Annotated in this window: 21 protein-coding genes; 8 read left to right on the forward strand and 13 right to left on the reverse strand. The window is 72.3% G+C overall.

Going from position 1 to position 25,540, the window contains the following annotated elements:
* Positions 1–285 precede the first annotated feature (285 nt).
* Complete coding sequence (locus tag ACZ43N_RS00705) at positions 286–3,507, forward strand: cytochrome P450 (RefSeq protein ID WP_468094158.1); 3,222 nt, start codon at positions 286–288, stop codon at positions 3,505–3,507.
* Between the two features lie 209 nt (positions 3,508–3,716).
* Positions 3,717–4,913 (forward strand): MFS transporter, encoded by a 1,197-nt coding sequence (locus tag ACZ43N_RS00710; RefSeq protein WP_468094159.1) that lies wholly within the window; start codon positions 3,717–3,719, stop codon positions 4,911–4,913.
* A gap of 174 nt (positions 4,914–5,087) precedes the next feature.
* Here the strand turns inward: ACZ43N_RS00710 and ACZ43N_RS00715 are convergent, their stop codons facing one another.
* Positions 5,088–5,711: a TetR/AcrR family transcriptional regulator gene (locus ACZ43N_RS00715; protein WP_468094160.1), complete on the reverse strand. Its 624-nt coding sequence runs from the start codon at positions 5,709–5,711 to the stop codon at positions 5,088–5,090.
* Between the two features lie 102 nt (positions 5,712–5,813).
* Positions 5,814–7,427 carry an alpha/beta hydrolase gene (locus ACZ43N_RS00720; protein WP_468094161.1) on the reverse strand — a complete coding sequence of 538 codons (1,614 nt, stop codon included), beginning with the start codon at positions 7,425–7,427 and terminating at the stop codon, positions 5,814–5,816.
* A 147-nt stretch (positions 7,428–7,574) separates the two neighbouring features.
* On the opposite strand from ACZ43N_RS00720, the gene ACZ43N_RS00725 reads away from it, so the two are divergent.
* Positions 7,575–8,111 carry a VOC family protein gene (locus ACZ43N_RS00725; RefSeq protein ID WP_468094162.1) on the forward strand — a complete coding sequence of 179 codons (537 nt, stop codon included), beginning with the start codon at positions 7,575–7,577 and terminating at the stop codon, positions 8,109–8,111.
* Positions 8,104–8,907: a MerR family transcriptional regulator gene (locus ACZ43N_RS00730; RefSeq protein WP_468094163.1), complete on the forward strand. Its 804-nt coding sequence runs from the start codon at positions 8,104–8,106 to the stop codon at positions 8,905–8,907. Before ACZ43N_RS00725 ends, ACZ43N_RS00730 begins: the two co-directional genes overlap by 8 nt.
* A gap of 118 nt (positions 8,908–9,025) precedes the next feature.
* Here ACZ43N_RS00730 and ACZ43N_RS00735 read toward each other — a convergent pair whose 3' ends face one another.
* From ACZ43N_RS00735 to ACZ43N_RS00750, 4 genes are all read right to left on the reverse strand, one after another.
* Positions 9,026–10,048 (reverse strand): LacI family DNA-binding transcriptional regulator, encoded by a 1,023-nt coding sequence (locus ACZ43N_RS00735; protein WP_468094164.1) that lies wholly within the window; start codon positions 10,046–10,048, stop codon positions 9,026–9,028.
* A gap of 76 nt (positions 10,049–10,124) precedes the next feature.
* Positions 10,125–10,961 (reverse strand): ATP-binding cassette domain-containing protein, encoded by an 837-nt coding sequence (locus ACZ43N_RS00740; RefSeq protein WP_468094165.1) that lies wholly within the window; start codon positions 10,959–10,961, stop codon positions 10,125–10,127.
* Positions 10,958–11,953 carry an ABC transporter permease gene (locus tag ACZ43N_RS00745; protein WP_468094166.1) on the reverse strand — a complete coding sequence of 332 codons (996 nt, stop codon included), beginning with the start codon at positions 11,951–11,953 and terminating at the stop codon, positions 10,958–10,960. Before ACZ43N_RS00745 ends, ACZ43N_RS00740 begins: the two co-directional genes overlap by 4 nt.
* Positions 11,954–12,126: 173 nt before the next feature.
* A complete protein-coding gene (locus ACZ43N_RS00750; protein WP_468094167.1) occupies positions 12,127–13,152 on the reverse strand; it encodes a substrate-binding domain-containing protein in 1,026 nt (341 codons plus the stop codon).
* A gap of 258 nt (positions 13,153–13,410) precedes the next feature.
* On the opposite strand from ACZ43N_RS00750, the gene ACZ43N_RS00755 reads away from it, so the two are divergent.
* The gene (locus tag ACZ43N_RS00755) at positions 13,411–14,373 is read left to right on the forward strand and encodes a carbohydrate kinase family protein (protein WP_468094168.1); all 963 of its coding nucleotides are present in this window, start codon (positions 13,411–13,413) and stop codon (positions 14,371–14,373) included.
* Positions 14,374–14,735: 362 nt separating this feature from the next.
* The gene (locus ACZ43N_RS00760; protein ID WP_468094169.1) at positions 14,736–15,029 is read left to right on the forward strand and encodes a putative quinol monooxygenase; all 294 of its coding nucleotides are present in this window, start codon (positions 14,736–14,738) and stop codon (positions 15,027–15,029) included.
* A 132-nt stretch (positions 15,030–15,161) separates the two neighbouring features.
* On the opposite strand, the gene ACZ43N_RS00765 is transcribed toward ACZ43N_RS00760, so the two are convergent.
* The gene (locus ACZ43N_RS00765) at positions 15,162–16,502 is read right to left on the reverse strand and encodes a jacalin-like lectin (protein WP_468094170.1); all 1,341 of its coding nucleotides are present in this window, start codon (positions 16,500–16,502) and stop codon (positions 15,162–15,164) included.
* Between the two features lie 241 nt (positions 16,503–16,743).
* Between ACZ43N_RS00765 and ACZ43N_RS00770 the strand changes: the two genes are divergently transcribed.
* Complete coding sequence (locus ACZ43N_RS00770) at positions 16,744–17,244, forward strand: GNAT family N-acetyltransferase (RefSeq protein WP_468094171.1); 501 nt, start codon at positions 16,744–16,746, stop codon at positions 17,242–17,244.
* Between the two features lie 446 nt (positions 17,245–17,690).
* Here the strand turns inward: ACZ43N_RS00770 and ACZ43N_RS00775 are convergent, their stop codons facing one another.
* Positions 17,691–18,947 (reverse strand): serine hydrolase domain-containing protein, encoded by a 1,257-nt coding sequence (locus ACZ43N_RS00775; RefSeq protein ID WP_468094172.1) that lies wholly within the window; start codon positions 18,945–18,947, stop codon positions 17,691–17,693.
* A 198-nt stretch (positions 18,948–19,145) separates the two neighbouring features.
* Between ACZ43N_RS00775 and ACZ43N_RS00780 the strand changes: the two genes are divergently transcribed.
* Positions 19,146–22,250 carry an AfsR/SARP family transcriptional regulator gene (locus ACZ43N_RS00780; protein ID WP_468094173.1) on the forward strand — a complete coding sequence of 1,035 codons (3,105 nt, stop codon included), beginning with the start codon at positions 19,146–19,148 and terminating at the stop codon, positions 22,248–22,250.
* 88 nt (positions 22,251–22,338) lie between these two features.
* On the opposite strand, the gene ACZ43N_RS00785 is transcribed toward ACZ43N_RS00780, so the two are convergent.
* From ACZ43N_RS00785 to ACZ43N_RS00805, 5 genes are all read right to left on the reverse strand, one after another.
* Positions 22,339–22,812, reverse strand: coding sequence for a hypothetical protein (locus ACZ43N_RS00785; RefSeq protein WP_468094174.1), 474 nt, complete (start codon positions 22,810–22,812; stop codon positions 22,339–22,341).
* The gene (locus tag ACZ43N_RS00790; protein ID WP_468094175.1) at positions 22,796–23,296 is read right to left on the reverse strand and encodes an RNA polymerase sigma factor; all 501 of its coding nucleotides are present in this window, start codon (positions 23,294–23,296) and stop codon (positions 22,796–22,798) included. The genes ACZ43N_RS00785 and ACZ43N_RS00790 overlap by 17 nt, the downstream gene beginning before the upstream one ends.
* 125 nt (positions 23,297–23,421) lie before the next feature.
* The gene (locus ACZ43N_RS00795) at positions 23,422–24,126 is read right to left on the reverse strand and encodes a class F sortase (RefSeq protein ID WP_468094176.1); all 705 of its coding nucleotides are present in this window, start codon (positions 24,124–24,126) and stop codon (positions 23,422–23,424) included.
* Positions 24,123–24,506 carry a sortase-dependent protein gene (locus ACZ43N_RS00800; protein ID WP_468094177.1) on the reverse strand — a complete coding sequence of 128 codons (384 nt, stop codon included), beginning with the start codon at positions 24,504–24,506 and terminating at the stop codon, positions 24,123–24,125. The genes ACZ43N_RS00795 and ACZ43N_RS00800 overlap by 4 nt, the downstream gene beginning before the upstream one ends.
* Positions 24,507–24,768: 262 nt before the next feature.
* Positions 24,769–25,368, reverse strand: a complete 600-nt coding sequence (locus ACZ43N_RS00805; protein WP_468094178.1) for a hypothetical protein — start codon at positions 25,366–25,368, stop codon at positions 24,769–24,771.
* Positions 25,369–25,540 lie beyond the last annotated feature (172 nt).

The following is a 25,540-nucleotide window of genomic DNA, read 5'->3' on the forward strand; positions in this document are numbered from 1 at the left end:
GAAGATCGACGTGGCCCGACGAGGTCCGGGAAGCCCCTCCGGCGACGGTGAGTCGCGGGAGGGGCTTCGTGTTGCTCGTGGCGGGCCGGCGGAACGGGGTCGTGAACCCCCTGTGGCGTCCGGGACCACCGAATCACCTCACCCTGGCCGGTCGGGCATTCAGGGATCAGAGCATTCGAATCGCCCGACTGTGTCGAGCGCCACAATCAGACGACATTGTCGAGTGACAATGTCGCTTGTATGGTTCTACCCAGCGACAGCCTGTGCGGAACGAAAGGCAAGCTCATGACCCACGAGACCCTGCGCGGAACCGAACCGATTCCCCAGCGTCCCGCCCTGCCCCTGGTCGGCCACGCACTCGACATCCCCAGCGGGGCCGACGGCCTGCTCTACGTGATGAAGGAGGCCAAGGAGCTGGGACCGCTGTTCAAGCTCCGTGTCTTCGGCAACGAGATCAACTTCGCCTCGGGCCTCGACCTGGTCACCGAGCTGGCGGACGAGAGCCGGTTCCGCAAGAACGTCCACCCCGACCTGGTGATCCTCCGGGGCATCGGTGGCGACGGGCTCTTCACCGCCTACAACGACGAGCCCAACTGGCGCAAGGCGCACGACGTCCTGATGCCGGCGTTCTCGCTCGGTGCGATGCGCGGCTACCACGCGACGATGCTCCGGGTCGCCCGGGAGCTGATCGGGAAGTGGGACCAGGCAGCGGGTTCGGAGCCGGTGGACGTGGCCGACGACATGACCCGGCTGACGCTCGACACGATCGGCCTGTGCGGTTTCGGCTACGACTTCGAGTCGTTCGACCGCGACGAGCCGCACCCGTTCGTCACCGCCCTGTCGCGGGCGCTCGGCTTCGCCCAGGACAAGGGGGAGTCCATCCCCGGCGCGGAGTTGTTCAAGTGGAAGCAGGCGGAGCAGTTCCGCGAGGACGTGGCCCTGATGGAGGGTCTGGTCGACGAGGTGATCCGGCAGCGCCGGGCGTCCGGCGACCAGAGCACCGACGACCTGCTGGGGCGCATGCTGCACACCCGGGACGCGGTGACGGGCGAGCCCCTGGACGACGTCAACATCCGTTACCAGGCGATCACGTTCCTCATCGCGGGCCACGAGACCACCAGCGGGGCGCTGTCGTTCGCCCTCTACTACCTGACCAAGCACCCCGAGGTGCTGGCCCGCGCCCAGGCCGAGGTCGACGCCCTGTGGGGCGACACGGACACCCCCGAGCCCGACTACGGGGACATCGGGAAGCTGACGTACATCCGCCAGGTGCTCAACGAGAGCCTGCGGCTGTGGCCGACGGCGCCCGCCTTCGCGGTGGAGCCGATCGAGGACACGGTCATCGGCGGGAAGTACGCCGTGCGCAAGGGCGAGTCGATCCAGATCCTCATCCCCCAGCTGCACCGCGACCCCGCCTGGGGCGAGAACGTCGAGCTGTTCGACCCCGACCGGTTCCTGCCCGAGCGGGAGGAGCAGCGGCCGGTCCACCTGTTCAAGCCGTTCGGCAACGGCGAACGCGCCTGCATCGGACGCCAGTTCGCGCTGCACGAGGCGACGCTGGTGCTCGCCCTGGTGATTCACCGCTACCGCCTGATCGACCACACCGACTACCAGCTGAAGATCAAGCAGTCCCTCACGCTGAAGCCCGACCGGTTCACCCTGAAGCTGGCCCGGCGCACCAGCGGCGAGCGGCGCCTGGCCCCTGCTGCGGCCCTCGCCGCGGACAGCGCTCCCGCCGGCCAGGACCGCCCCGCCGTCCGGCGTGCCGCCGGGACCGCGCTGACGCTCCTGCACGGCTCCAACCTGGGCACCTGCGTGGGCATCGCCCGCGACCTTGCCGACGACGGCGGCGAGCGCGGCTTCACGCCGTCCGTCGCTCCCCTCAACGACGCCGTGGGCAAACTCTCCGCGGGTGACGGGCCGGTCGTGATCGTCGCCGCCTCCTACAACGGCAGGCCCACCGACGACGCCACGGAGTTCGTCACCTGGCTGGAAGGACTCGAGCCCGGCGCGCTCGACGGCCTGACGTACGCCGTCCTCGGCGTCGGCGACCGCAACTGGGCCGCCACCTACCAGCGCGTCCCCACCTTCATCGACGAGCGGCTCACCGCCGCGGGCGCCACACCCCTGCTGGAGCGCGGCGCCGCCGACGCCGCCGGCGACTTCGCCGGCACGGTGGACCGCTGGACCGGTGACCTGTGGACCGCCCTGCTGGAGCGGTACGGGGCCGCCGGGGAAGCGACCGCCGCCGAGTCCGAGGACGACCGGGAAACGGGACTGTACGTCCTGGAGGACGCGACCGACTCGGTCATCGGCGGACTCGCGGCACGGCACGGCGTCCAGCCGATGGAGGTGCTCGACGCCTACGAACTGGTCGACATGGACCACGGACTGGGCCGCTCCAAGCGCTTCGTCAAGCTGCGGCTGCCCGAGGGCGTCACCTACCGCACCGGCGACCACCTGGCCGTGCTCCCGAGCAACCCCGCCGACCTCGTCCAGCGGGTGGCCGACCGCTTCTCCCTCGACCTGGACCGCACCGTCCGGCTCCAGGCCCGCCGCCGCAGCCGGGGCGCCCTGCCGGTCGACCGCCCGCTGACCCTGCGCCGCCTGCTCACCGACTTCGTCGAACTCCAGGACACCGCGACCCAGGAGCAGGTCGCCGCGCTCGCCGAGCACACCGCCTGCCCGCCCGAGAAGCGCCCCCTGGCCGAGCTCGCCGCGGCGGACGCGGAGACGTTCCGCGAGCAGGTGACCGCCGCCGGACGCAGCCTCCTCGACCTGCTGGAGCGCTACCGGGCCTGCGAGCTGCCGTTCGAGGTCTTCCTGGAACTGCTGCCCGTGCTGCGCCCGCGCCACTACTCGATCTCCTCGTCCGCCGCAGCCTCTCCCGGCGAGGTCGACCTGATGGTGTCGCTGCTCGCCGCGCCCCACCGCTCAGGCGAGGGCACCTTCCGCGGCATCGGCTCGCACTACCTGCAGACCGTGAACGCGGGCGACACCGTCCAGGCCCGGGTGCTGCCCTGCAGCGAGGCCTTCCGGCTGCCCGAGGACGACTCAGTGCCGGTGATCCTGGTCAGCGCGGGCACCGGTCTGGCCCCCTTCCGCGGGGCCGTCCTGGACCGCCACCACACCAAGTCGGCAGGCACCCTGCTGTGCTACTTCGGCTGCGACCACCCCGACGTCGACTACCTGCACCGTACGGAGTTCGAGGCGGCCGAGGCCGCCGGAGCCGTCAGCATGCGGCCCACCTTCTCCTGCGCGCCCGAGGACGGGGCCCGCTTCGTCCAGGACCGCATCGCCAAGGAGAGCGAGGAGGTCTGGGCGGTGCTGGAGGCCGGCGGACGTGTCCACATCTGCGGCGACGGACGCAGGATGGCCCCGGCGGTGCGGGAGGCGTTCCGGGCGATCTACCGCACGCACACCGGCGCCGGGGAAGACGAGGCGAGCGCCTGGCTGAACGCCCTGATCGAGTCCGGCACCTACGTCGAGGACGTCTGGGCCGGCTGACCACCCACGGCGTGGTGGCCGGCGCCCGCCGCACACCACGCCGACCCACAGACCGACAGGGTCACGGACACCCCCCACATCCGTGGCCCTGTCTCCTTCGGAACGTGTCCCGCCCCCTCCTGAACCCGTGAGGATCTCATGCCCGTCGCACGCCCGGCGCCCCGCCGACGACCGTTGACCGCTCCCCACCACGCGCAGAGGAGCCGTCGGTGAACGTACGAACAGGGCCCGCACTCACCTTCGGCGTGGCGGTCGCCCTCATCGCCGGAGTGACCCTGGGCAACGGCGGGGCGAACGTGATGCCCGTCTTCGTCGACGACTTCGCGACGCGCTTCGCGCTGTCGGACTCGGCCGCGGGGCTCGTGGCCGCGACCCAGCTGATGGCGACCGCCGTCGTCACCCTGCTGCTGGCCAAGCGGGCGGCCCGGCCGGGGCGGGTGCGGATGGCCCGCCTGGGCCTGGCCGTCTCGGGCGTCGGCTTTCTGGCCGCGGCGGCCGTCACCGACCCGGTGAGCCTGGTCCTGGCCAACCTGGTCCTCGGCGCGGGGCTCGGCGCGGTCTACGCGGCGGCCACGGCCGCTCTCGCCGCCACCGACGACGCCGACAAGGCCTCCGCGGTCACCATCTGCGGCGTGGTGGGCGTGACAGCGCTGCTGATCATGGGGGTCCCCGCGGCCAACCACGACCTGGGGGAGGGCACCGGCTTCCTGCTGATGGCGCTGTGCTGTCTGGCCGCCTGGCCGCTGGTGCGCCGGCTCCCCGACGGCATCGCCGCTTCCCCAGCACCGGGCACCGGGTCCGCAGGTGCGCTCGGAGCGGCCTCGGCGCGGCCGTCGGTCGTGCTGCTCGTCGGCACCGGCCTCCTGTGGGCCGTCACCCAGGGCGCGTGGTCGTACGCCTCGGTCCTGGGGCGGCAGCACACCGGCATGTCGCACTCCGCCGTGTCGGCCGTCCTCGCCGTCTCCAGCGTCGTGGCGCTCGTCGGCGCCGCGGTGGGACCCGTCGCCGCGCGGCACTTCGGGCGTATGCGGTCGATGGCCGCCTTCGTCCTGGCGCAGGCTCTCGCCATGGCGGTCCTGATCTTCACCCCCGATCCCGTGGTCTTCACCATCGCTGCCGTCCTCTGGCAGGCCTGCCAACTGGCCGTCCTGGTGCAGATGCTCGCCGCCGCGGCGCTCATCGACCCGACCGGCCGCCTGGTCGCCTCCCTCAGTGGCGCGGGCGCGCTGGGCACCGGCGTCGGACCGCTGGCCGTCGGCGCCGTCCTCGACGGTGCCGGGGCCGGCGTACTGAGCATCGTCCTGGCGATCGGCACCTGCCTCGCCTCGCTGCCCCTGCTGAGGATGACGGTGGCCGGCGGGGAGGCCGCCGGACAACCGCGGCCCGGACGCGTGCCGACGGCCTGAGGACGTGGTGCGGACCACGTGCCGGCGGCCGCTGCCCCTGACCGATGTCAGGGGCAGCGGCCGCTCGGGCGTTGAGGACCCTTCGCCTGGCAGCGGGGCGCAGACGCTGCTCCGAGGCGGAGACGACACCGCGGAATCCGGAAGGCCCACGACCGGCCCGGTGCCACCCTGCCGTCAGGCCTTCGGCAGGGTCACGAACTCCATCCGGCCTCCCGCCAGAGCGACGACGGCGGAGACCAGCGCCTGCAGACAGGTGAGCTCGGCCTCCTCGTCGGGCAGGGAGAGATGCTGCGAGGAGAGGCCGTCGAAGCCGGCCAGGAAGAACCGGGCGAGGGTCTTCGCCGGCTGGGCGAGCCGGTGACCGGTGCGCTCGGCCGCCTCGGTCACCAGCTTCGTCGTCACGGCCGTCACCTCGCGGTAGTGGCCTTCGAGGGTCTCCTGCAACCGTGGTGTCCGGAGCGCGAACATGGACAGTTCGGTGAGGAGCAGATGGGCGGCCGGCTGTTCGCGCAGGGTCCGCCACAGGGCGGCGGCGAGTGCCGCGATCGTCTCCTCGAAGCCGGCGTCCGCGGGCGCCGCCCGTTCGACCTGCGCGATCAGATCATGGGTGAGCTGCTCCATGACGGCCCGGTACAGGTCTTCCTTGGTACCGAAGGTGTAGTGCACCGTCGCCTGGGCCACGCCCAGCTCGGCGGCGATGGCACGGGTGCTGCCGGCGGCCACCCCCTCCCTCGTCATCAGGTCGATGGCGGCCTTGATCAGCTGAGGACGGCGTTCTGCCGCGGAAACATGAGCCATGCAGCCATCATATCGACTTAGTCCATTGAATGAGTCAATCGATCAGGTGGTCCCCCTCACCCCGTGTTCGAGGGTGAGAGGGACCTCGGCCGTTCAAGCCGTTCAGGGCCGAGCCGAGCCGAGCCGGCCCGCGCCCAGCAGGTCGGGCAGCGGGTTGACGAGGTCGCCGGTCGGTGACTGGCGCTGGGCGGCGGGGGCGGCCGGCCAGATCGCGGGGCAGTGGGTGTTCTTGCGAGGGGTCTTCAGGGTGAGGAGGTACGTGTCGATGGTCTCGCGGGCGCACGGGCTCAGCCAGTAGTCGCCGTGGCCGACGCCGTCGTAGGTGAGGAAGACGGCCTCGCGGCCGATCTGGCGGGCCGCGTTGGAGCCCCAGGAGTGCGGTGTCGCCACGTCGTAGCGGCTGTTGGTCACGAGGATCGGCGGGGTGCCGTCGACGCGGAGCCGGTGCGGCGGGTTGGTCACCTCGGTCGGCCAGTCCTGGCAGCCGGTCAGGTCGGTCCACGCCAGGGAGCTCAGCCGGGTCACCGGGGCGAGACGGGCCAGCTTGCGTTCGTAGCGGGCGAGTGTGCGGTACGAGGACACGTCGAAGTCGTAGTCCTGGCACGTCACCGGGAGGTACGAGAACTCCGTGGGCTCACCGCGCTGCCCGAGGTTCCGTGCCGCGGCGGGGTGGCCGGCATCCAGGTCGGACAGGTGCTGGGCGAACTCGAACCAGGAGGCCGGATCATACATGTCGCCGAACGCCACCCCCTGGAGTTCCTGGGTGGTCACGGTGTGCGGCGGGTCGCCCGGCAGGACCAGTTCACCGGCGTCCGCGCGCTCGTAGAGCGAGTCGAACAGGGCGCGGGCGTCCCGGCCGTGGAGCGCGCAGGACGGCGTACGGCCGCACCAGTCGGCGAACTGGCCGTAGGACTCCTCCATCGCGACCGTCTCGGTCCTCTGGTAGTCCCATGTGCCCAGGCTGTGGTCCATGTTGGAATCGAGCGTCATCGCGCGGACGCGGTGCGGGTACCGCTCGGCGTACTGCTGGCCGATGCCGGTGCCGTAGGACACGCCGTAGTAGCTGATCCGCTTCTCGCCGAGGCCGGCGCGGATCGCGTCCATGTCGCGGATGACGCTCGCGGTGTCCATGTGGTCGACGAGGGGGCCGGTGAGGGCGCGGCAGCTCTTGCCGAGTGCACGGTTCGCCCGGCGGAGGGCGGTGAAGGAGGCGGCGCTGTCCGGGTAGAGCAGTCCGGCCTGCGCCGTCACCCGGTCGCTGTCGCACCTCATCGGGTTGCTCCGGGCGACGCCGCGGGGGTCGAAGCCCACGATGTCGAAGCGCTCCAGGAGCGCGGGGGAGAAGCTCTCGGGCGCGCTGAACGCGAAGTCCACACCGGAGCCCCCCGGGCCGCCGGGGTTGATGAGGAGCGAGCCGATCCTGTGCGCGGGGTTCGTCGCCGGATGGCGGGTGAGCGCCAGGTCGACGGTAACGCCGCGCGGCTTTTTCCAGTTCACCGGCACGGTGAGGGTGGCGCACTCGAAGGTGCCCTGCCCGGAGGGTGATGCGCAGGGTTCCCAGGCTATGCGTCCGGGCGACGGGGGCCCGGCCGAGGGGGCGGCGACGGCGGTCCCGGCGAGCAACTGGCCGAACAGCGCGGTGACCAGGGTGCCGACGGCCAGTCTCGCGCGCCGTCTCCGGCGCGTGGGCCGGGTCAGTGGGGGGTGGGATGACACGGATGTACCTCCAGGAAACAGGAGTTCACAGGCGCATCACAGAATGATCCCAACCCACTTGCCGGGCAAGGAAACTGATGAAACGTCAGGTCTCGATGGCCGGTTCTGCTTGACCCTCACGCCGCGTGAGGCCCTTGAGTGGGGTGCATGAGCGACTACTACGACGCGTTCGAGATGAGTCCCGTACCCGCTCCCGGCCCGGACGCGGTTCCGCCCGAGCCGTTCCTCGGCATCTACGGGATGCCCGCGTTCGTGACGGTCCCCACGACCGATCTGGCGGCTTCGGTGGACTTCTGGGTCCGCGGGCTCGGGTTCTTCGAACTGTTCAGCATCCCCGGCGGAGTCGTACATCTGCGCCGGTGGGCCTTCCAGGACGTGCTCCTCGTGCCGGCCGAGAGCGTTCCGGAGCGGGCGTCGGCGATGAGCGTCAGCTTCGCGTGCCTGCTCAGCCAGGTCGACTCCGTGGTCGAACAGTGCCGTGCCGTGCGTCCGGACTCGGTCGACGGCCCACGGGACACTCCCTGGAACACCCGCGACGTGGTGGTGACCACCCCGGAGAACGCGCGGATCGTCTTCACCGCGGCGAAGCCCTTCGATCCGGCCGGACCGGAGGCACGGAACCTCGCGGCCGTCGGGATCAGCCCTCCGGGTGCGGGCAACGGCGACAATGGGGACCATGCCTGATGCCACGGACGCCGATGGACTGACCGTCGGTCAGGTCTCGACACGGCTCGGCGTGACCGTCCGCGCGCTGCACCACTGGGACGAGGTCGGTCTGGCGCGACCGTCGCTGCGCACGGCCGCCGGCTACCGGCTCTACACCACCGGTGATCTGGAACGCCTCCATCGCATCGTCGTCTACCGCGAGCTCGGTCTCGGCCTGGACCGGATCCGTTCCGTCCTGGACGACTCGACCGCGGACGTGCCCGGCGCGTTGCGCGCGCAGCGCACCCAGGTCGCCGAACGGATCGACCGCCTCAACCGGCTCGACGCCCAACTGGCCCGGATGATCGACGCCCACGAGCGCGGCCTGCTGCTGACCGCCGAGCAGCAGGCCGCGGTCTTCGGCCCGGGATGGAACCCCGACTGGCCCGCCGAGGCCCGTCAGCGCTACGGGGAGACCCAGCAGTGGCAGCAGTACGCCGAACGCTCGGCCGCCCGCGGCCCGGAGGAATGGCAGGCCGTCGCCGAGGCCGTCGCCGGCTTCGACCGCGCCCTCGGGGAGGCGATGGACGCCGGCGTCACCCCCGGCGATCCGGAGGCGAATCTACTCGTCGAGCGGCACCGCGAGGTCTTCGCCGCGTACTTCCCCCTCACCAGGCGGATGCAGGTCTGTCTCGGCCGCATGTACGCGTCCGATCCGGGCTTCGCCGCCCACTACGACGGCATCCGCGCCGGCCTCGCCACCTGGTTCCGGCACATCGTCGACGCCAGTGCGCGCGCCCACGGCATCGACCCGGACACCGCGACCTGGGAGTAGAGCGTGTGCCGGCGCGCCCGCCCCCAGGGCTGAAGGCCGGTGAACCCGTTGTGTGCATCGGCGTGGCTGGGGTCGCCCCTGGCCGTACGGGACAGGGAAAGGTGAACGCACCGCGTGTCTACGGCTTCGGGGCGGGTTGTTCGCCCGAGCCCCGGATGATCAGTCGGGTGGGGACGGTGATGGTGTGGGCGCGGCCGCGGTCCCCGTCCAGACGGGTCAGGGCGGTGGTCGCCGCTGCCCGGCCGAGTTCCTCCGCGTCCTGTGCCACGACGGTCAGGGCAGGCTCCAGCGCCTCGGCGAGCGCCACATCGTCGAAGGCGACGACAGCGACCTCCTTGCGCTTGCTGCGGGCGAGTTCGGCCACTATGCCCAGCGCCATGATGTTGTTGCCCGCGAACAGGGCGGTCGGGGGATCGGTCAGCCCGAGGAGCTGGGCGGTGGCGGCCTCGGCGCCCCGCTGGTCGTGCGCGTTGGAGACGAGGGCACGGTCGTAGGGGATCCCGGCCGCCAGCAGCGCCGAGCGGTAGCCGGCCAGACGCTCACGGCGGGTGTACAGCTTCGGGGGCAGGTCGCCGACGAAGCCGATCCTGCGGTGCCCGTGGGCGATGAGGTGCGCGACGCCCTCCTGCGCCCCGGCACGGTTGGAACTGACGATGCTGTCCGTGACCAGGCCGACCCCGGGCCGGTCCAGGAAGACCACGGGCAGTCCCGCCGTGCGGTGGGACCTGAGGTGGGAGTGGTCGGCCCCGACGGAGGGGACGACGATCAGGATGCTGACCCGGCGGGCGAGGAACTTGTCGGTCAGGGCGCGTTCACGCTCGGGGTCGTCGGCGGACGACCCCATGAGCAGGGTCAGTCCCCGTTCGCTGACGGTGTCCTCGATGGCTCGGGCCACCGCCCCGAAGAAGGGGTTGCCCAGGTCGGGGATGACCAGCCCGATGGTGGTGTCCGGGCCGCCGACGCGGATGTTGCGGGCCATGAGGTTCGGCTGGAAGCCGAGCTTCGCCACTGCGGCCAGGACCTGTTCCCTGGTCCGCGCGGAGACGGGGCCGTCCTCGTTGAGGACCCGGGAGACCGTCTTGGCGCTTACCCCTACCTCTCGGGCGACATCGGCGAGGGTGGGGCGGCGGTTCGCTGCCATGGAGGAAACCGTCTCCTGAAGGGCTCTTCGTTCCGGCCGCGGCCTCCGGCCGGAACGTGAGAGCGGGGTTGAGCTGTCAAGTGGCCCGGACACCGGCGGCCTTCGCGGCCTTCGAGTCCGCAACGACAGTATCTCCGGCTTCGTCGACGGTGAGTGCGCCGGTCATGATGGCGACGACCTCGGCCATGGAGTAGTCGGAGGGCTTGATCACGGCGGCGCGCCGGCCGAGGCGGTGGACGTGGATGCGGTCGGCGATCTCGAAGACATGGGGCATGTTGTGGCTGATGAGGACCACCGGCATGCCCTTGTCGCGGACCCGGCGGATCAGGTCGAGGACCTGGCCCGACTCCTTGACGCCGAGGGCGGCGGTGGGTTCGTCCATGACGACCACCGAGCGGGCCCAGGCAACGGCCCGGGCGACCGCGACCGCCTGCCGCTGTCCGCCGGAGAGGGTCTCCACCGCCTGGGTGAGCGAGCGCAGACCGATCTTGAGGTCGGCCATGTGCTCGGCGGCCTCCTGGCGCATGCGCTTCTTGTCGAGCATGCGGAAGGCGGTGCCGAGGACACCGGGGCGGCGCAGCTCACGACCGAGGAACATGTTCGAGGCGATGTCCATCGACGCGGCCACCGCGAGGTCCTGATAGACCGTCTCGATGCCGTGGGCGCGGGCGCTCTGCGGACCGGAGAAGGTGATGGGCTCCCCGTTGAGGCGTATCTCGCCCGCGTCCGGGACCACGGCTCCGGTCAGGGCCTTGATGAGGCTGGTCTTGCCGGCTCCGTTGTCGCCGATGACGGCGAGGACCTCGCCGGGCAGCAGATCGAAGTCCGCGCCGTCGATGGCGGTGACGTGTCCGTACCGCTTGACGAGGCCGCGGGCCTGCAGCACGGGCGTGGGGGCGTCGGTCGCGGTCATCGTGCCTTCTTCCGGGAGATCTGGTCGACGGTCACCGCGAGGATCACCAGGACACCCGTGATCAGGGTCTGGTAGATCGAGGCGACACCCATCAGCTGGAGCCCGTTGCGGAACACACCGACGATGAGGACGCCGATGAAGGTGCCGAGGACCGAACCGCGGCCGCCGAAGAGGCTGGTGCCGCCGAGGACCACGGCGGTGATGCTGTCGAGGTTGTCGGTCTGTCCGGCCTGCGGGTCGCCGACGCCGGTGCGGGAGATGAGCAGCAGGGCGGCGATGCCGTACAGCAGACCGGCCACCGTGTAGACGCCGACGGTCAGGCGGGAGGTACGGATGCCGTTCAGGCGTGCGGCCTCGGCGCTGTTGCCCAGGGCGTAGACGTGCCGGCCCCAGCCGGTGCTGCTCAGCGCGTAGGCGAGGAGGAGGAACAGGGCGATGGTGACCAGGGAGCCGTAGGTGACGTCTGTATAGCCGAGGGGGAAGGTCTCCCCGAGGGCGGTCAGCGGGCCGGGCAGGTTGCTGACCGTCTGCTCCTCGGAGTAGATGTGCGTCAGCGCGAACGCCACATTGAGCATGCCGAGGGTGACGATGAACGGCGGCAGCGGGATCTTCTGCACCAACAGGCCGTTGAGCAGCCCGAAACCGCCGCAGACGCCTATGCCCACGGCGATGGCGACGAGCGGAGGCAGTGAGCCCTCGGCCGCCATCTTGGCGATCATGATGCTGCCGAACGCCATCACCGCCCCGCACGACAGGTCGATCCCGGCCGTGAGGATGATCAGGGTCTGCCCGATGGCGAGGGTGCCCACGACCATGACCTGCTGGATGATCAGCGAGAAGTTGCCGCCGGTGAGGAACTGGTCGGTCGAGAGCGAGAAGAAGGCGCAGGCCAGGAGGAGGGCGGCCAAGGGGCCGGTGGTCGGTGCCGTGAGCAGTCTGCGGACCGTGGTCGGCGCTTTGAGCTCCGAGTACGGCGATGTCGTCGCTGTCATGCGAAGTCCTTGTCGGAAGACAGATGTCCTGGTCGGAGGACGAGGCGTCCTGGTCGGAGGACGAGGGGAGAAGCTCCCGCCAACGGGGCGAGGGGGCGGCCGTCCCCGGTCGGGGAGGAGGGGCGGCCGCCCCGCTGTGGGCAGCGGCGGGGTCGTACGGTCCCGGGCGCGGCTCAGCCCCAGCAGTTCTCCAGGCCGTATGCGGTGTCCTTCGACGTGACCCCGTCCTGCGCCTTGTCGGTGATCAGGGTGACGCCCGTGTCGGTGTAGCCGGACGCCTTCTTGCCGTCCTTGGCGAACGTGACGACGGCCTTGACGCCCTCGGCGGCCATCTTCAGCGGGTACTGCTGCGACGTCGCGGCGATCTTGCCGTCCTTGACGGCCTGGGTGCCGGTGCAGCCGCCGTCGACGGAGACGATCAGGACGTCCTTCTCGCGGCCCTTGGCCTTCAGGGCGGTGTAGGCGCCGAGCGCGGCCGGCTCGTTGATGGTGTAGACGACGTTGATGTCGGGGGCCTTCTGCAGGCAGTTCTCCATCGCGGTCTGGCCCTTGGCCTGGTCGCCGCCGGTGTCCTGGGCGCAGACGACGTCCTTGTCCGAGGCGCCGAAGCCCTTCAGGAACCCGTCGTGCCGCTGGACGCCGACCGAGACGCCCGGCGCCAGGTCGAGCGTGGCTATCTTCGCCTTCTTGCCCTTCATCGCGGCCTTGGCGTACTCGCCGATCAGCTCACCGGCCTTGAGGTTGTCGGTGGCGAAGAGGGCGTCGACCGCGCTCTCCGGGTCGGTCGGGGTGTCCAGCGCGATGACCAGGACGCCCTTGGCGCGGGCCTTCTCGATCGCGGGCACGATCGCCTTGGAGTCGCTCGGGGTGATCAGGATGCCCTTCACGCCGGCGGCGACCATGTTCTCCAGCGCGGTGACCTGCCCGGCGTTGTCCCCGTCGAACTTGCCTGCGGCGGTGGACAGTTCGGCGCCGTTCTCCTTGGCGGCCTTCTCCGCGCCCTCCTTCATCTTCACGAAGAACGGGTTGGTGTCGGTCTTGGTGATCAGGCCGACCTTGACGGTGCCGGAGCCGGAGCCGGAGCCCGAGGACGAGTCCGAACCGGAGCCGGGCCCGCAGGCCGTCAGGGTGAGGGCCGCGACGCCCGTGACCGCGGCCGCTCTGAGGAGGGAGGAGGACAGACGAGTGGTGCGAGACATGAGCGACTCCTGTGGGATAGCGAGCGGCACGGGGGCTGGGATCGGAGCATGCCGCCCGGGGTGTCATCGTTGACTTATGTCATCGTTGACACTGCATGGCGAGGATGATGGACTCCGGATCCAGGCAACGTCAATGCCTTCCACTCGTCACAAATCGGCAACGCAGCCAGCCGTCGTCTCCTGGCGGCCGGTGAGCCCCTGTCGCCGCGCCGGCCCTTCGCCCGGTCCTTCCGAGCCTTCGTCGAGAGAGAGCAGCCCATGAGCCCGAGTCGGATCACTGTTCTGGGAGAGTGCGTCGCGGACGCCTTCACCGAGCCGGCCAACGCCTCCAACGAACTCGCTCTGCGGGTGCTGCCCGGCGGTGGACCTGCGAATACGGCGGTGGCCCTGGCCCGGCTCGGCACGCCGGCCCGCTTCCTCGCCCGGCTGTCGGGTGACGTGTTCGGCCGCCTGTTCCGCGCCCATCTGGAGGCGTCGGGCGTCGACCTGTCGGATGCCGTCGCCGCCGCGGAACCCAGCACGCTGGCGGTGGCGGAGCTGGACGCCGCCGGGCAGGCGGCGTTCTCGTTCCACGCCCAGAACACCGCCGACTGGCAGTGGACTTCGGACGAACTGGCCCGGGTGGACCTGTCCGGGACGGCCTGTGTGCACACCGGCTCCCTGGCGCTGGTCCGAGAGCCCGGCGGGGCGGTGGTGGAACAGTTCCTGGAGGCGGCCCGCGCGAGTGCCACCGTCAGCATCGATCCCAACGTCCGGCCGCTGCTGGTGCACCCCGACGTCTACCGCGCCCGGCTGGCGCGCTGGTGCGGCCTCGCCGACATTCTGCGTCTGAGCTCGGACGACCTGGACCTTCTCCTGCCGGGCACCTCGCCCGAGCAGGCGTGCGACACCTGGCACGCCGCGGGAGTACGGCTCGTCGTGATCACTCTCGGCGCCGACGGCGCCCTGGCCTCGCTCGACGGCGAACGGCTGCGGGTGCCCGCGGTCGCCACCAAGGTCGTCGACACGGTGGGTGCGGGGGACTCCTTCACGGCCGGTCTGCTCCACCACCTCGGCGCCCTCGGGCTCCTCGGCGGCCGGCTGGACGGGGTCGGTCCCGACGAGGTCGCCGAAGCGTGCCGGTTCGGTGCCCGGGTGGCGGCCCTGACCTGCTCGGTCGCCGGCCCCAATCCGCCGTGGCAGGAGCAGCTGGCGCAGCTCACGCCCGCCGGGGGTGCCTGAGCGGCGGGACGGATCGTGCGGCGGATTCCCCGCCGACCGTTGACGTGCCGACCTGATCTCGCCCATCATCGGCCCACTCGATGTCATCGATGACATACATCGGCGATGACGTCCGGTCAGGGTGGCCGCCCTGGCCGTGGAAGGTGCTGACCGCCCTGGCCGAGGAGGTTGCTGACCGCCCCGGCCGAGGGGGCTCTAGCCGCATTGGTCGAGGGGGTGCTGATTGCCCCTGCTCGGGTCCGGCGATGACGGGCTCGTGTCGTGTGCGGACCGCGAACCGGCGTGGGATTTCACCCGCCGGTTCCGGCCGGAGGCGCGGGCGCACAGGACACCCACCAACGAACTGACAAGGACGCGAGACCGTGAAGAAGACCCTGCTCGCCGAGTTCACCGCCCGTGAAGGGGCCCGGGAGGAAGTGGCCCGCCTGATCGGGGAGTACGCCCTGAAGGTCCGCGAGGAGGAAGGCAACCTCGCCTTCGACGTCTACACCAGGACGGCCGAGCCGCGCGCCTTCTGGATCTTCGAGGTCTACCGGGACGAGGACGCCTTCCAGGCCCATCTCAGCGCCCCCTACGGCGGTCCGTTCAACGCCGCGCTGGCGCCGCTGATCGAGGAGGACGCCTCCGTGCTGACGTTCCTCGATCCGCTGACCTGACCTGACCTGACCTGACCTGACCTGGCCCGTCCCGGACGGGGTGGGGGGCCCTCCGCCCGGGCACGGGACCTGCCGCTAGGCCCCCGCCGGCGTGTGACGGTCGGCCGGACAGGGGGGTTCCGGGCGGCCGGGTCAGCGCCGGGTGTAGATGAAGCCGATCTTGTCCATCGCGTCGCCCGCGCGGCCGTGGAAGCCGGCGATCTGCCAGCCGGCGGGCGCGGTGCGGGTCACACAGGTGGAGGTCGTGGTGCCACCGGCCAGGGTGCGGCCCAGGTTGGTGGTGAACCTGGCGTAGAAGATGCGGGTGCGGCCGTCCTTCTGGCCCTGACACAGGGTGGACGCGGTGAGGTACTCACCGCTGCCCAGGGTGAGGGAGGACGCGGTGCCTCCGGTGCCCCCGTGGGTGAGCGTGGTGCCGTTCGCGAGGGTCAGGCTCAGCTGGTCGACGCGGGAACCGGCCCGCAGGGCGACGGTGGTGGCGCGGCCCGCGGCCGGCACGCCGGCGATGTCGTTGAAGTAGTCGCCGTGCGGGCCGCCGAACTGCTCGCTGAGCTGGAAGGCGGCATTGCGCGACCAGGAGAAGTCCACCGTGAGCGGGTCGTGGTCGGAGAGCATCAGACCGCCGTCGGTGAGGAACTTGGCGTGCTCGTTGTTGTAGCGCGTGGCGTTCAGTGAGACGAGCTTGCTGCCCCGGTAGAGGATCTTGTCGACGACCTCGCAGGTGTTGGGCACGGTGGTCCCCGTCTGGTCGCAGACCAGGGCGTCGCTGCCCTTCGCCGGTGCCACGCCGCCGCGGATCAGCTGGACCCAGGCGTCGGTGAGGCCGTTGGCGGCGGCGAACTCCGCGATCGTGTCGCCGGAGCGCGTGTACCGGGTGTTGGTGTCGCCCATCACGACGACGGCGTTGCCCGCGGAGTGGGTGGCGATGAAGTCGGTGAGCTGGTTGAGGTTGGCCCGGCGGGCGGCGAGGTCGTCGTCGTTGGTGCCCGCGTTGGTGTGCACGTTGTAGAAGTCGACGTAGACACCTTCGGCGAGACGCTCACGCATGAAGGTGAAGCCCTTGGGGGTCAGGCAGTCGCCCGAGCCGTAGGTGCAGTTGCTCCAGCGCACCCGCTCGAAGTCGTCCTCGTCGTAGGGGAGTTTGGAGAGCGTGTTGAGACCGCTGCCGATGCCGGCACCGCCGCTGGTGGGGGTGCGGTAGGGGTGCGCGGTGTCGGCCGCGTAGAGGAGGGCGTGGTAGTTGAAGTCCTCCTGGGCGTGGACGACGTCGTACGACGCGATCCGTTGGCCGATCGTCGTGGTGCTGGACTCGCGGGGCGTCGGCGCGCTGGATATCGCCTCCGGGAGGCCGGCGACGTTGTAACTGAGGACATTGAAGGTGCCGGAGTCGGCGGCCGCGGCGGAGGGTGCGGCCGCGGTGAGTCCGCCGAGGACGGCGGCTGCCGTGGTCAGACAGGCGAGGAGTCGGCGCATGGGGAGTTTCTCCTGGGGGCTGGGCTGGGCTGGGCCGGGGCCGGGGCCGGGGCCGGGGCCGGGGCCGGGGACTTGGGACCGTGCTGTGTGCTGCCGAGGGGAAAGCGGTTGCGGGGTGATCGTGGCTGAAGTTACCCCCGGTTACCGGGGTTGTGTCGAGAGTTCGGCACGCATTCAAAGGGAGTTGTCGACCCGTACGCCCGGGTGCGGCGGCTCGCTCGGGACGTGTGATGCTGGCGGCATGAGTCAGCAGCACGAGGTCGTGGTGGTGCGTTGGCCGGGACGGAATAACGGTGACGAGGACGGGCCCGCCCGGTTGTTGGCGGACTACCACCTGCGGACCGAGGCGGAGAAGGGCCGAGCCGTCACCGGCGTGGACGGTCTGCCCGACCGCTACCGCGCGGAGATCACGGATCCGCGGAGCGCCTTCGCCGCCGACGTTGTGCTGTTGGCGTTGAGCGGGCAGGACGCGGTGGGCTGCGTCGTGGTGACCGCGCCCGTCGAGGGAGGGTCCGAGATCAAGCGGCTCTGGACGGATCCCGCCCACCGGGGCAGGGGTGTCGCGTCCGGCCTGGTCGGCGCCGCGCTGGCGCATGCCGCGCAGAGCGGGGTGACCACGCTGCGGCTGTCGGTGTGGCAGTGGCGCACCGGAGCCATCGCGCTCTACGAGCGGCTCGGCTTCACCGTCACCGAGTCGTGGGACGCGCGGGATCAGTTGGTGTGCATGCAGCGGGAGGTGTGAGGGGGCCAGGACCTCGGCGGCTGTCCTGGTGACCCTGCTGACCCCGATGCCCTGGTCCGCGGTTCGGTCGAGGTGTCGGCCGTTCGGGACCTCCCCTCATGGCCGTTCGGCCGAGGTGGTCTCCCGCGTCGGGAGGGGAGGACATGGTGCGTTCGGGATCGCGGCGTCGCTGTCGGCGCAGCGACATCGCCGCCGGGGGGAGGCGCCCCACGGCCGGCTCGGTGTCCAGGTCGGCCGCAGCGCACACCCGATGTGGCGCTGATCGACGTGCGGATGCCGGGGAGCGGGAGAACGTCTGGTTCACCGCTTCCCGGGCCCGCGCCTGCGAGGTCCACGACCGACCGGTCGACGTCAGGAGGAGCCTCGCCCGGCCACTCGCTCCGCGGCGGCCGGGACAAACCCATGATCTTCTTCACGCTGTGCTGAGGGCCCCGGGCGACGCCGCTTCACTCGGCCTCGGTGGACCCGGCCGGTGTCGCGGGCGGGCAGAACTCGGCCGAGACGACCTTCTTGCCGCCGCCGACCCAGTCGCCGTTGAAGTTGAGGGTGATCATGTGGCGTCCGTCCCGGGTGCCGAAGGACTGGGTGGAGGAGCCGTGGATGCCGCCCGAGTGGCCCCAGACCTTGATGCCGCACGTCGTCTCGTACTCGATGAGGCCGAGCCCGTAGCGCTGGCTCGGGAGGTTGCCCTCGGTCGGGACCGTGGTGGTCATCTGCCGCAGCTGGGCCGGGGGCAGCACCCGGCCGGTGAACAGGGCGGTGTAGAAGCGGTCGAGGTCGGACGCGCTGGTGATCATCTCGCCCGCCGCCCAGGCCCAGGACGGGTTGAGCTCGGTGACGTCGTGGGTCGTGCCGGGGTCCTCCGTGAAGGTGGAGTAGTGGCGGGTGGGTGCGGGCACATGCGGGTCGGTGCCGGGGAAGTACGTGGTGCGCATCCCCAGGGGCCGGGTTACGCGCCGCTCGACCTCGTCGGCGTAGGGCCTGCCGGTCAGCTTCTCGATGATCAGGCCGAGCAGGAGGTAGTTGGTGTTGGAGTACCTCCAGGAGGTGCCCGGCTCGAACTGGGGAGGGTTCCGCAGGGCGAGGGCGATGACCTGCTCAGGGGTCCAGTCGTCGTAGCGCGTCCGCAGGAACTCGATGCCGAGCACCTGCTTCACGAAGGTGGCGTCCTCGGTGAAGTTGAAGATGCCGCTGGTGTGGTTCATCAGCTGACGCACCGTGATCTTCGTGCCGTCGTGGCCGTTGCCCCGGACGAGCCCGGGCAGATAGTGGTCGACGGTGGCGTCGAGGTCGAGTCGTCCCTCCGCCTGGAGCTGCAGCAGGACGGTCGCCACGAGCGACTTGGTGACGCTTCCGGCGCGGAACGCGTCGCCGGCTCCGCGCGGTTGCCGTGTGGTCAGGTCGGCGACGCCCGAGGTCGCCTTCCATACGCCGTGCGTGTCGCGCACCTCCGCCACGACACCCGGCACGCCCGCGGCGACCGCGGCGTCCATGGCGGCCCGGGTGGCGGAGTGCTCGGACCGTACAGTCCCGGCGGCCTGCACGGACTGGGCGGTCCCGGCGGCGGCGTGCAGGGACTCGACCGTCCGGGTGGCGGCTGTCGGGCGGTCGACCGCGGCCGCGGGTGCGGCCGACAGGGCCGTCGCCGCCGCCGCGACCGCTGTCACGCCGGCCAGTGTCGTCCGTATCGGGCGTGTCGACATGGGCATCGGCCTCTCTCTCGGCTGGGGAACTCGCCGCAGGGTGCCAACGGCCCTCAACAGGCCACCAACACATCGCTAACGGCCGTGCCGGGAACGCTCTTTGAGCAGGAACCGTGGTGCACGAGGATGGGGGTGTTGTTCGATCGACGTCGGACGCCGGGCGCCCGCTGTTTCCGCGTCCGGCGCGGGGGAGTGCCGGTGAGGTTCGCAGTACTGGGAGCGGTGACGGCGGTCGACGACGACGGCGGCGCCGTCGTCCTCCGAGGGGCCAAGCCCCGGACGTTGCTGGCCGCCCTGCTGCTGGAGCCGAACCGCACCGTGCCGCTGGACTCGGTGATGGCGGTGCTGTGGGGCGAGGCGCCACCTCCGACGGCCACCGCCTCGCTGCACAACCATGTCGCCCGGCTGCGGCGCGCCTTGCGCGACAGCGACGGCACACGGCTGCGCACCATGAGTCACGGTCTGCATATCCGTGTCCGTGACGGCGAGTTGGACCGTCAGGTGTTCGAAGCGCTGGTGCGGCGCGTGCTGGAGGCCCGCAACCGGGGGGACTGGGAGGCGACGGAGCGGGACGCGGCCACCGCGGTCGGCCTGTGGCGGGGCGCGCCGTTCGCCGATGTGCCCGCGCTCGCCGGCCACGCCGTCGTCACGCGTCTCCAGGAGCAGCGGGTACAGGCGCTGGAGTGCCGCTTCGAGGCCCTGCTGCGCCTCGACCGCCTCGACGGGCTCGCCGCCGAACTGGGCGCCCTCGTCGAGGAGCATCCGTTCCGGGAGACGCTGCACCGCCAGTTCGTCCTCGTCCTCGGCCGCACGGGCCGTCAGGCCGAGGCGCTGGCCCACTTCCGCTCCCTGCGCCGCACGCTGGTCGAGGAACTCGGCGTCGAGCCGGGCCCTGCCCTCCAGGACGCCCACCGTGAGGTGCTCGGCGGCACCGCCGTCCGCCCGCACGCGCCGTCCAGGACCCCCGCGTCCATCGCCGCGTCCGGCCCCGCGTCGTCCCCCGCGTCCATCGCCGTGCCCTCCCGCGTATCGACCGCCGTCTTGATCGCCGTGCCCGCCACCGCGTCGGCCTCCGTATCCCCCACCGAGTCCACCGAGTCCACCGAGTCCACCGAGTCCACCGAGTTCACGGAGTTCACCGCCCCGTCCGGCACGCTTCCCCGACCGGAGCAACTGCCGCCGCCGCCCGTCGGGTTCGTCGGGCGGGCCGGGGCGATCGCCGAGATCAGGGGCGTGTTGGAGGCGGAGCGCGACCGGACCGCGCTCGCCGTGGTGAGCGGAATGCCGGGGGTCGGCAAGACGGGCCTCGCCCTGCACATCGCGGCACAACTGCGCCGTGCGTTCCCGGATGGCCGGCTCTACCTCGATCTGCACGGAGCCACCCCCGGCCGGGCCCCGCTCGACCCCGCCGACGCCCTCGCGGCGCTTCTGCACGGACTGGGCGTGGACGCCCGGCGCATCCCCGGCGATGTGGGGGCCGGCTCCGCGCTGCTGCGCTCCGCCCTCGCCCCCACCCGGACGCTGCTCGTCCTCGACGACGCCGCCTCGGTGAGCCAGGTACGACCCCTGCTGCCGGCCGGGGCGGGCTGCGCCGTCCTGGTGACCAGCCGCCGGCCGCTCGCCACCCTGGGAGCCTCCGCCGAGGTCCGCCTCGACCCGCTCTCACCCCGGGAGGGCGCCCTACTGCTGGAGCGTGCCTCGGGTCGGTCCTGGGGCGCGTCCGACGCCGAACCGGTCGCCGAGCTCGCGGCGCTGTGCGGGCATCTGCCGCTCGCGCTCCGGATCTGCGCGGCCCGGCTGAGGAGCCGGCGGGCGCTGCCGGTGGCGCGGCTGACGGAGCGCCTCGCCCGGCAGGAGGACCGCCTGGACCACCTCGAACTGGAGGACCTCAGCGTGCGTCGCTCCCTGCTGGCGGCCCACGAGGCGCTCCTCGGCTCGGGCGACCCGCGGGACGCCGAGGCCGCCGCGGCTCTGCCCCTTGTCGGCGCGCTGGACCTGCCCGAGTACGGGGTGCCGCTGATGGCCGTCGCGACGGACCGGACCGAGCGGAGCGCCGAACGGGTGCTGGACCGCCTCACGGAGGTGGCGCTGCTCCAGGAGACGGGCCGGGGCCGCTACGTCCCGCACGACCTGGTCCGCGACTTCGCCCGGGAACTCGCCGCCCGGCCGGACGCGCGGGCGGCGCACGCCGACGCCGTCGAACGCTCCCTGCGCTGGTACCGGCGGCGGCTCGAGCGATGTGCCGCCGCCCTGCGGCCGGGGCGCGGGGGAGCGGGTGAGCCGGCCGGGGGCGGCCCGGCCTTCGCCGACGCGGCAGAGGCACTCGCCTGGGGCGATGTGGAGGCGGCGAACCTGCTCTTCCTGGCCGGCTCGGGTGCGCACGGACCGCTGGGGCCGGCCCGGACCCTGGAGCTGATCCACGCCCTGTTCCCGTATCTGCACGACCGCGGCCGGGCGCGGGACCTCGAACGGCTGACGCGGCACGCCGTCACCCTCGCCCGGGCCGGCGGGGACACGGCGGCAGAGGGACGGGCCCTGGGACACCTCGCCTCCGCGCACTACTCGGCCGGCCGCATCCGGCAGGCGCTGCGCCTCCTCGACGAAGCCGTGCGGCTGAGCGAGCGCCTCGCCGACGACCGGGCCAGGATGCGACACCTCGGCAACCGCGCCGCGCTGTTGCGGGAACTCGGCCGGGACGCGGACGCCCGGGCGACGCTGGCACGGTGTCTCGCCCTGCGCCCCGACGCCCTCACCCCCGCCGAGGAGGCGCTCCTCGCCGGACACCAGGGGTACGTCGCCGAACTCACCGACCCGCGCTCGGCCATTCTTCTGCATCGGCGCAGCCGGGAACTGGCCCGACGGGCGGGGAGCGCCGTGATCGAGCAGGTCGCCCTCTGCAACACGGGCCGCGCCCAACTGGCCCTCGGCGAACCCGCCCGAGCGCTGCGCAGCTTCGACGACGCGCTGCGCGTCATGGCGTCCGGCGCGGCCCACTGGAACGCCGAGCGGGAGACCCGGCTGGGCCGGGCGCAGGCGCTCCGGGCACTGGGCCGCCTCGAACCGGCGCGGGAGGTGTGCGGGGCGCTGCTCCGGGAGACCGCCGAGCGCGGCGACTCGTACGGGCAGGGCCTCGCCGCGTACGAGTACGGGCACGTCCTGCGGGCCCTCGGGGACGAGCGGGCTGCCCTGAGCCACTGGTGCGGCGCGTTGACCGCCCTGGAGGACACGGACGCGCCCATGCTCGAGGAACTCCGCTCCCTGGTGCGGGACTTGAGCGATCGGGGTCATCCGGCACGCCGGTGAAGCGGCAGTCGCCGTGGAGTGCGGAGCGCGGCCCGGACCGGCCGCCTCTCCTGCGCAGGGACCGCTGCCGGCAACCACCTGGCCGGGATCACCCCGCCGTGGAAGCCGACGGTGCCGGGGCGACGGGCGTGGCGCCGTCACCACTCCGGTCCGTCGACGGGGCGGCCGACGGGGTCGGCACAGCCGAGGGCTCCTCGGTCGGGGAGGACGAACCGGGCGTCGCGGACGGGCCGGGGGAGGAGGGCTCACCGGGACCGGAGGGCGAGGACGTGCGGGGCTGCGTGGGCGAGGGACTGCTCGCCGGCGGCGGGGCGAGAGGCGGCGAGGGGGGTGTGCGCGTCCCGGACGTGGAGAACAGGGTCGGTACGGCGATGAGGGCGACCACCGCGCAGGTGACGGCGGTTCCGGCGGCGGTACGCAAGTGACGGCGGCGGGCCGCGGTGCGGCGGATCGTCTCGTAGCGGCCGGGCGGCGGGCCGAGGTGCTCGGCCGGCGGGCGCAGGACCACCGCGAGCGGGTCGTCGGGCTCGAAATCCGGGCCGTCGTCAGCGTGTGTGATCAAGGCTTCTCCTCAGATGGGCGCGGAGCAGTTCGCGGGCCGCGTGGAGGTCGGCCTTGACGGTCCCTTCCTTGCGTCCGGTCAGTGCGGACACCTCCCGGATCGGCATGTCAGCGTAGTAGTGCAGCAGGATCGGGACGCGCAGTCGCTCCGGCAGCGACTGCACCAGCAGCCGCACCGAGGGGTCGGCCTGCTCGGTCTGATCGTCCCGCGGGCGCACCGCCGCCTCGGCCGTGGCCCGGTGCATCGCCCGGCGTTCCCGTTCGAGCTTGCGCCAGTGGTCCCGTACGAGGTTGGCCGCGGTGACGTAGAGGAAGCCGTGGGGTTCGTCCACGGCGGTCCAGCGGGCCCAGAGCCGGGTGAACGCCTCCGACGCGATCTCGTGGGCCGTCTCGTCGTCGTCGACCAGCCTGCGGCACCAGCCGGCCAGCCGGGGGTAGAGGGCGGCGAACAGTTCGGACGCGGCCTTCTCGCGGGACCGTTTCAACGCTCTCCAGGGTCGTGGGGTCGTCCTCCCGCGCGGGCGGTCGTACGGGGGAGACGGGGGCGTGCGGGTGGTCGTACGGGTGGCGGCGGGGGCGTGCGGTGGGGCGACAGGGGAGGGGCGGCGGGTCACGGATCCGGCTCGCCCGTACGGCCGGTGGCGCTCAACTCGGCGAAGACGATCACGTTGTCCCGGTACTCCCCGCCGGTGCGGGGGCCGCCGCAGGTGATGAGACGGAGTTCCGGCCGGTCCACGTTCCCGTAGACCTCCTCGGTCGGGAAGTCGGCCTTGGCGACGGTCCGTACGCGGTCGACGGTGAACTCCGCCGTCGAGCCGTCCGCCAGGCGTGTGGTGATCCGCGCGCCCCGGCGCAGCCGCGCGAGGCGGCCGAAGACACCGGCGCCGTAGGACCCGACCGTGACATGGCCCAGGATCACCGAGGGGCCGGTCTGACCCGGCGTCGGTGAGTGCCGGTACCAACCGGCCCGGTCGTGCGCCGTCACCGGCGGCACCTCCACGCTCCCGTCCGCCGCCAGCCCCAGTCCCATGACCGGCGTGTCCACCCCGATGGCCGGGATCAGCAGCCTGACCGGCACGGAACGCCCGAGCGGGCGTGGCGACGCGGCCGAGTCGGACCGGGAGGACGGGGCCGGTGAAGGAGCGGACGGAGCCGCGTCCTTCGGGGGAGCGGCCGGGTCCCGGTGGCCGGCGCCGCTCCCCTGACACCCGACGAGCAGCGAGGCGGCCGCCACGGCCACGAGGGCACGCCGGGAGGGCGCCGCGGCGGGGGTGTCCGCGGCGCGTCCCGTGGGCGGCGGGGCGGTCCGTGTCATGCCTCGTCGGCCCGGCGGCGCCGGACGAGGACGAGCGCGCCGGCACCGGCGACGAGGGCCGCGACGGCAGCCGAGCCCACGAGCACGGCCCCGGTCCCGGAGCCGTCCGACACCGGTGCCTCACCGGTGTCGGGCGCGCCGCTCGGCACCGCGGAGACCTGGCTGGGGACGGGCGACGGATCGGTGCCGTCCGCGTCCTCGGTGGGCTCCGGCGTGGCGGACCCCTCGGCGGGCCCGGCGGTGGACGGCACCGGCGTGGGCGTCGAGGTCGCCGCCCGCGGCGCGGCGGACGGGTCGGTGTCGTCGGCGGACGCGGGCAGCGCGGCCGCCAGGACGGCGGTGCAGGCCAGGGCCGCGGCCCTGAGGACGGTACGGCGCATGAGTCGCTCTCTCTCGTCGGGCCGCCCGGCCGGTGACCAGGCGGGGCGGCGTTACGGATCGAGCGGAGAGACGAGACAGCGGGCGCCCCCGTTGTAAAGAGATGGCAAAGCCGTTGTCCCCGGGCGGCGTTGGGGGGCCGTCACGCCGCGTGGTTCGGCCCCGGAGGGCCGCCGCTGTCCGGGGCGGCCTCGGCCGCTCCGACCGGCACGGATACGGCACCCGCGACAGGGCGGCGGCCTCACGGAACCATCTGGCGTCCGCTCACACGAGGAACAGCAGTTCCACGGCGACCACGACGTCCACCACCCCGCACCACTCGGCGAAGGTGGGCGCGACGACACCGTCGAGCCGGCGCATCCGCAGATGGGCGAAGTCCCACACGCCGTGGAGGAACCAGCCGGCGGCCACCAGGTACCGGCCCACGTCGGGGTCCAGCACCAGACCGGCCAGCGCGAACGCGCCGAACACGACCGCTCCGGCCGCCTGGACGCCGAGTAGGGCCCGCCCGTGGGGAGTTCCCCGGAACACGCCCCACAGCAGTACGGCCAGCGCGGCGCCCACCATGACACCGGCCGGGGAGACGAGGTCCAGGATCTGCAGGGCGAACGCGAACACCACGCCCGCCCCCAGCACGGGCCAGGTCGCCTTCGCCCTCCCGGCCTGATGGACGACCACGTACAACAGCGGGAGGAGGGGCAGGAACTCGCCGTACCCGCGGACGCTGTCGGCCGGTTCCCCCGAGCCGCCCAGCACCAGCCCCGGGACGGTCAACGCGAGCGCCAAGGCCGTTGGCCAGCGCCGCAGCAGGGCCCGAACCGGACGCCGCTCTTCGGACACGCTCGACGAGGTCGTGGCACACATGGGGATCTCCTGAGACACGAGGGGACGGGACACGAGGGGACGGGACACGCCGGGAAGGCCGGCCCGAGGGGCAACCGGGAAGCGCGAAACCGGAGATGAGCGACCGGGCAGCGCCACGTCCCACAGCCTGCTCCCGTGCGAACGCCGTCAGTAGTGCCGTATCCGCCCGTCC

It is taken from the genome of Streptomyces sp. NPDC030814 (assembly GCF_055572155.1).

What these genes read in the sequence shown, in the direction of transcription:
- ACZ43N_RS00705 (WP_468094158.1), top strand. Translation starts at nt 286, where the DNA reads ATGACCCACGAGACCCTGCGCGGAACCGAACCGATTCCCCAGCGTCCC.
- ACZ43N_RS00715 (WP_468094160.1), bottom strand. Translation starts at nt 5,711, where the DNA reads ATGGCTCATGTTTCCGCGGCAGAACGCCGTCCTCAGCTGATCAAGGCC.
- ACZ43N_RS00725 (WP_468094162.1), top strand. Translation starts at nt 7,575, where the DNA reads ATGAGCGACTACTACGACGCGTTCGAGATGAGTCCCGTACCCGCTCCC.
- ACZ43N_RS00730 (WP_468094163.1), top strand. Translation starts at nt 8,104, where the DNA reads ATGCCTGATGCCACGGACGCCGATGGACTGACCGTCGGTCAGGTCTCG.
- ACZ43N_RS00735 (WP_468094164.1), bottom strand. Translation starts at nt 10,048, where the DNA reads ATGGCAGCGAACCGCCGCCCCACCCTCGCCGATGTCGCCCGAGAGGTA.
- ACZ43N_RS00740 (WP_468094165.1), bottom strand. Translation starts at nt 10,961, where the DNA reads ATGACCGCGACCGACGCCCCCACGCCCGTGCTGCAGGCCCGCGGCCTC.
- ACZ43N_RS00745 (WP_468094166.1), bottom strand. Translation starts at nt 11,953, where the DNA reads ATGACAGCGACGACATCGCCGTACTCGGAGCTCAAAGCGCCGACCACG.
- ACZ43N_RS00750 (WP_468094167.1), bottom strand. Translation starts at nt 13,152, where the DNA reads ATGTCTCGCACCACTCGTCTGTCCTCCTCCCTCCTCAGAGCGGCCGCG.
- ACZ43N_RS00755 (WP_468094168.1), top strand. Translation starts at nt 13,411, where the DNA reads ATGAGCCCGAGTCGGATCACTGTTCTGGGAGAGTGCGTCGCGGACGCC.
- ACZ43N_RS00765 (WP_468094170.1), bottom strand. Translation starts at nt 16,502, where the DNA reads ATGCGCCGACTCCTCGCCTGTCTGACCACGGCAGCCGCCGTCCTCGGC.
- ACZ43N_RS00770 (WP_468094171.1), top strand. Translation starts at nt 16,744, where the DNA reads ATGAGTCAGCAGCACGAGGTCGTGGTGGTGCGTTGGCCGGGACGGAAT.
- ACZ43N_RS00775 (WP_468094172.1), bottom strand. Translation starts at nt 18,947, where the DNA reads ATGTCGACACGCCCGATACGGACGACACTGGCCGGCGTGACAGCGGTC.
- ACZ43N_RS00795 (WP_468094176.1), bottom strand. Translation starts at nt 24,126, where the DNA reads ATGACACGGACCGCCCCGCCGCCCACGGGACGCGCCGCGGACACCCCC.
- ACZ43N_RS00800 (WP_468094177.1), bottom strand. Translation starts at nt 24,506, where the DNA reads ATGCGCCGTACCGTCCTCAGGGCCGCGGCCCTGGCCTGCACCGCCGTC.
- ACZ43N_RS00805 (WP_468094178.1), bottom strand. Translation starts at nt 25,368, where the DNA reads ATGTGTGCCACGACCTCGTCGAGCGTGTCCGAAGAGCGGCGTCCGGTT.